This is a genomic window from Pseudokineococcus basanitobsidens (assembly GCF_037482545.1).
Classification (GTDB): Bacteria; Actinomycetota; Actinomycetes; order Actinomycetales; family Quadrisphaeraceae; genus Pseudokineococcus; species Pseudokineococcus basanitobsidens.
The window spans coordinates 1-5,487 of the sequence record NZ_JBBIAA010000052.1 but is presented as its reverse complement, the minus strand read 5'-3'; the positions used below and the strand labels follow the sequence as shown (position 1 = coordinate 5,487).

The following is a 5,487-nucleotide window of genomic DNA, read 5'->3' as shown; positions in this document are numbered from 1 at the left end:
GGTCGGGGATGGGCTCGCGGCCTATCAGCTTGTTGGTGGGGTGATGGCCTACCAAGGCGACGACGGGTAGCCGGCCTGAGAGGGCGACCGGCCACACTGGGACTGAGACACGGCCCAGACTCCTACGGGAGGCAGCAGTGGGGAATATTGCGCAATGGGCGGAAGCCTGACGCAGCGACGCCGCGTGAGGGCTGAAGGCCTTCGGGTTGGAAACCCCTTTCAGCTCCGAAGAAGCGAGAGTGACGGTAGGAGCAGAAGAAGCACCGGCTAACTACGTGCCAGCAGCCGCGGTAATACGTAGGGTGCAAGCGTTGTCCGGAATTATTGGGCGTAAAGAGCTCGTAGGCGGCTCGTCGCGTCTGCTGTGAAAGCCCGGGGCTCAACCCCGGGTCTGCAGTGGGTACGGGCGAGCTAGAGTGCGGTAGGGGAGACTGGAATTCCTGGTGTAGCGGTGAAATGCGCAGATATCAGGAGGAACACCGGTGGCGAAGGCGGGTCTCTGGGCCGTAACTGACGCTGAGGAGCGAAAGCATGGGTAGCGAACAGGATTAGATACCCTGGTAGTCCATGCCGTAAACGTTGGGCGCTAGGTGTGGGCCGCATTCCACGTGGTCCGTGCCGCAGCTAACGCATTAAGCGCCCCGCCTGGGGAGTACGGCCGCAAGGCTAAAACTCAAAGGAATTGACGGGGCCCCGCACAAGCGGCGGAGCATGCGGATTAATTCGATGCAACGCGAAGAACCTTACCAAGGCTTGACATGCAGGGAAATCCTCCAGAGATGGGGGGTCCGCAAGGGTCCTGCGCAGGTGGTGCATGGTTGTCGTCAGCTCGTGTCGTGAGATGTTGGGTTAAGTCCCGCAACGAGCGCAACCCTCGTCCGATGTTGCCAGCGGGTCATGCCGGGGACTCATCGGAGACTGCCGGGGTCAACTCGGAGGAAGGTGGGGATGACGTCAAATCATCATGCCCCTTATGTCTTGGGCTTCACGCATGCTACAATGGCCAGTACAATGGGCTGCGAGACCGTGAGGTGGAGCGAATCCCAAAAAGCTGGTCTCAGTTCGGATCGGGGTCTGCAACTCGACCCCGTGAAGTCGGAGTCGCTAGTAATCGCAGATCAGCAACGCTGCGGTGAATACGTTCCCGGGGCTTGTACACACCGCCCGTCACGTCACGAAAGTCGGTAACACCCGAAGCCGGTGGCCCAACCCCTTGTGGGAGGGAGCTGTCGAAGGTGGGACCGGCGATTGGGACGAAGTCGTAACAAGGTAGCCGTACCNGTCGCTAGTAATCGCAGATCAGCAACGCTGCGGTGAATACGTTCCCGGGGCTTGTACACACCGCCCGTCACGTCACGAAAGTCGGTAACACCCGAAGCCGGTGGCCCAACCCCTTGTGGGAGGGAGCTGTCGAAGGTGGGACCGGCGATTGGGACGAAGTCGTAACAAGGTAGCCGTACCGGAAGGTGCGGCTGGATCACCTCCTTTCTAAGGAGCATGTCGGCGCCTGTCCTCTCGGGGGTGGGTGTCCGGTGGCCAGGCCCGGGCCGAGTGCGTCCGGGGTGGTGCTCATCTGGGTGGAACGTTCGGCTGGTCGGTGCTGGTGTCGTGCTCGTGTGAGTACCGCTGGGGTGTGCTGCTGCTTGGTTGTGGTGGTGTGCTCGTGGGGCGGGGAAGCGTGGGTGTGNGGGTGGGTGTCCGGTGGCCAGGCCCGGGCCGAGTGCGTCCGGGGTGGTGCTCATCTGGGTGGAACGTTCGGCTGGTCGGTGCTGGTGTCGTGCTCGTGTGAGTACCGCTGGGGTGTGCTGCTGCTTGGTTGTGGTGGTGTGCTCGTGGGGCGGGGAAGCGTGGGTGTGGTGTCCGGTGTCCGGCCTGGTGCGCTGTTGGGTCCTGAGGGAGCAGGCCGGTTGGTCTGTTTCGCTCGTGGCGGGTCGTCCCTGCGGTCATACCGTTCCTGGTGCTGGTGTGCTGCCTTCGGGTGGTGCGCCGAGTGGTGGGGGTTGGTGGCCGGGTGGGGGGTGGCGTGCTCGTAGCTTGAGAACTGCACAGTGGACGCGAGCATCTTTATCTTTGTGGCCAAGTTTTTAAGGGCGTACGGTGGATGCCTAGGCACCAGGAGCCGATGAAGGACGTAGGAGCCTGCGATAAGCCTCGGGGAGCTGGCAACCGAGCTGTGATCCGAGGATGTCCGAATGGGGGAACCCGGCTGGATTCATCTCCAGTCACTCACACCTGAATATATAGGGTGTGGAGAGGGCACGTGGGGAAGTGAAACATCTCAGTACCCACAGGAAGAGAAAGCAAAAGCGATTCCGTGAGTAGTGGCGAGCGAAAGCGGACGAGGCTAAACCATGGGCGTGTGATACCCGGCAGGGGTTGCGTTCGTGGGGTTGTGGGACCCGTTGGCCTCCGGCTGCCGCCGGGGCGGGGAGTGATAAAGCCGCTGTCATAGTCGAAGGGCCTTGGATGGTCCGGCGTAGAGGGTGCGACCCCCGTAGACGAAATGGCGTGGCCTCCTCGAACGGTGTTCCCGAGTAGCACGGGGCCCGAGAAATCCCGTGTGAATCTGGGGGGACCACCCCCTAAGCCTGAATACTCCCTGGTGACCGATAGCGGACGAGTACCGTGAGGGAAAGGTGAAAAGTACCCCGGGAGGGGAGTGAAATAGTACCTGAAACCGTGCGCCTACAAGCCGTCGGAGCACCCTTGGTGGTGTGACGGCGTGCCTTTTGAAGAATGAGCCTGCGAGTTAGTGGCATGTGGCGAGGTTAACCCGTGTGGGGAAGCCGTAGCGAGAGCGAGTCCGAACAGGGCGTTTGAGTCGCGTGTCCTAGACCCGAAGCGGAGTGATCTACCCATGGGCAGGGTGAAGCGCGGGTAAGACCGCGTGGAGGCCCGAACCCACCAGGGTTGAAAACCTGGGGGATGACCTGTGGGTAGGGGTGAAAGGCCAATCAAACTCCGTGATAGCTGGTTCTCCCCGAAATGCATTTAGGTGCAGCGTCTCGTGTTTCTTGCCGGAGGTAGAGCTACTGGATGGCCGATGGGCCCGACAAGGTTACTGACGTCAGCCAAACTCCGAATGCCGGTAAGGTCAGCGAGGCAGTGAGACTGCGGGGGATAAGCTTCGTCGTCGAGAGGGAAACAGCCCAGATCACCGGCTAAGGCCCCTAAGCGTGTGCTAAGTGGGAAAGGATGTGGAGTTGCGCAGACAACCAGGAGGTTGGCTTAGAAGCAGCCACCCTTGAAAGAGTGCGTAATAGCTCACTGGTCAAGTGATTCCGCGCCGACAATGTAGCGGGGCTCAAGCACACCGCCGAAGCCGTGGCATCTACGCGTGTACCAGGCTGTCGCCCTCGTGGTGGTGGTCCAGGTGTGTGGATGGGTAGGGGAGCGTCGTGTGGCGGGTGAAGCGGCCGGGTGACCGAGTCGTGGACGCCACACGAGTGAGAATGCAGGCATGAGTAGCGAATGACGGGTGAGAAACCCGTCCGCCGAATGATCAAGGGTTCCAGGGCCAGGCTAATCCGCCCTGGGTAAGTCGGGACCTAAGGCGAGGCCGACAGGCGTAGTCGATGGACAACGGGTTGATATTCCCGTACCGGCGAAGGACCGCCCATGCTGGGGCCGGCGATGCTGAGCGCCTGAAGCCTCACCGTCCTTTCGGGGGTGGTGTGGGTGGAACGCGCGACCCAGACCGGTAGTAGGCAAGCGCAGTAACAGGGGTGACGCAGGAGGGTAGCTACCGCGTGGCGATGGTTGTCCACGTCCAAGGGTGTAGGGCGGGTCGTCGGCAAATCCGCGACCCATGTGCCTGAGACCTGATGGTGAGCACGTATGTGCGAAGCGGGTGATCCCATGCTGCCTAGAAAAGCCTCGGCGCGAGGTCCTAGCCGCCCGTACCCCAAACCGACTCAGGTGATCAGGTAGAGAATACCAAGGCGATCGAGTGAATCGTGGTTAAGGAACTCGGCAAAATGCCCCTGTAACTTCGGGAGAAGGGGGGCCGATCGCGTGATGCCCCTTGCGGGTGGAAGCGTGTGAGGCCGCAGAGACCAGGGAGAAGCGACTGTTTACTAAAAACACAGGTCCGTGCGAAGTCGTAAGACGATGTATACGGACTGACGCCTGCCCGGTGCTGGAACGTTAAGGGGACGGGTCAGCCTCACGGCGAAGCTCAGAACTTAAGCGCCAGTAAACGGCGGTGGTAACTATAACCATCCTAAGGTAGCGAAATTCCTTGTCGGGTAAGTTCCGACCTGCACGAATGGCGTAACGACTTCTCCGCTGTCTCAACCGCGAACTCGGCGAAATTGCACTACGAGTAAAGATGCTCGTTACGCGCAGCAGGACGGAAAGACCCCGGGACCTTCACTATAGTTTGGTATTGGTGCCTGGTGTGGCTTGTGTAGGATAGGTGGGAGACTGTGAAGCCGGCACGCCAGTGCTGGTGGAGTCGACGTTGAAATACCACTCTGGTCATACTGGTCGTCTAACTTCGGTCCGTGATCCGGATCAGGGACAGTGCCTGATGGGTAGTTTAACTGGGGCGGTTGCCTCCTAAAGTGTAACGGAGGCGCTCAAAGGTTCCCTCAGCCTGGTCGGTCATCAGGTGGCGAGTGCAAGTGCACAAGGGAGCTTGACTGTGAGACTGACGGGTCGAGCAGGGACGAAAGTCGGAACTAGTGACCCGGCCGTGGTGTGTGGAAACGCGGTCGCTCAACGGATAAAAGGTACCCCGGGGATAACAGGCTGATCTTGCCCAAGAGTCCATATCGACGGCATGGTTTGGCACCTCGATGTCGGCTCGTCGCATCCTGGGGCTGGAGTAGGTCCCAAGGGTTGGGCTGTTCGCCCATTAAAGCGGTACGCGAGCTGGGTTTAGAACGTCGTGAGACAGTTCGGTCCCTATCCGCTGCGCGCGTCGGAGACTTGAGAAGGGCTGTCCCTAGTACGAGAGGACCGGGACGGACGAACCTCTGGTGTGCCAGTTGTCCTGCCAAGGGCATGGCTGGTTGGCTACGTTCGGGAGGGATAACCGCTGAAGGCATCTAAGCGGGAAGCCTGCTTCGAGATGAGGTCTCCTTGCCACTTCGGGTGGTGTGAGGCTCCCGGTAGACGACCGGGTTGATAGGCCGGGTGTGGAAGCGGGGTAACTCGTGGAGCTGACCGGTACTAATAGGCCGATGGCTTGACTACAACATGATGTGTGCGTCCACTGTGCGGTTCTGGGGCTGCGGGCCCCTGCCTTCTTCGTCCCCCGTGCGTGTGGTGGGGGGTGTGTGGGGGGTGGGCCTGTTCGTTCCGAAGTGTTTCGGCGGTCATAGCGTCGGGGAAACGCCCGGTCCCATTCCGAACCCGGAAGCTAAGCCTGTTCGCGCCGATGGTACTGCGTGGGGGACTGCGTGGGAGAGTAGGTCGCCGCCGGACATCTGTTGTGGGTGGGGGTCGTTCGTCTCCTGGCCTCGTGCTGCTGGTCTTCTTCTC

General features: G+C 60.8%; 3 rRNA genes. All 3 read left to right on the top strand.

The window, feature by feature from the left end:
* A 16S ribosomal RNA gene (locus WDZ17_RS17115) occupies positions 1 to 1,300 on the top strand; the annotation flags it as partial.
* Positions 1,301 to 2,074: 774 nt separating this feature from the next.
* Positions 2,075 to 5,199, top strand: a 23S ribosomal RNA gene (locus WDZ17_RS17110).
* Positions 5,200 to 5,313: 114 nt separating this feature from the next.
* Positions 5,314 to 5,430: ribosomal RNA gene (rrf, locus tag WDZ17_RS17105) — 5S ribosomal RNA — on the top strand.
* The last annotated feature ends 57 nt before the right edge of the window (positions 5,431 to 5,487 follow it).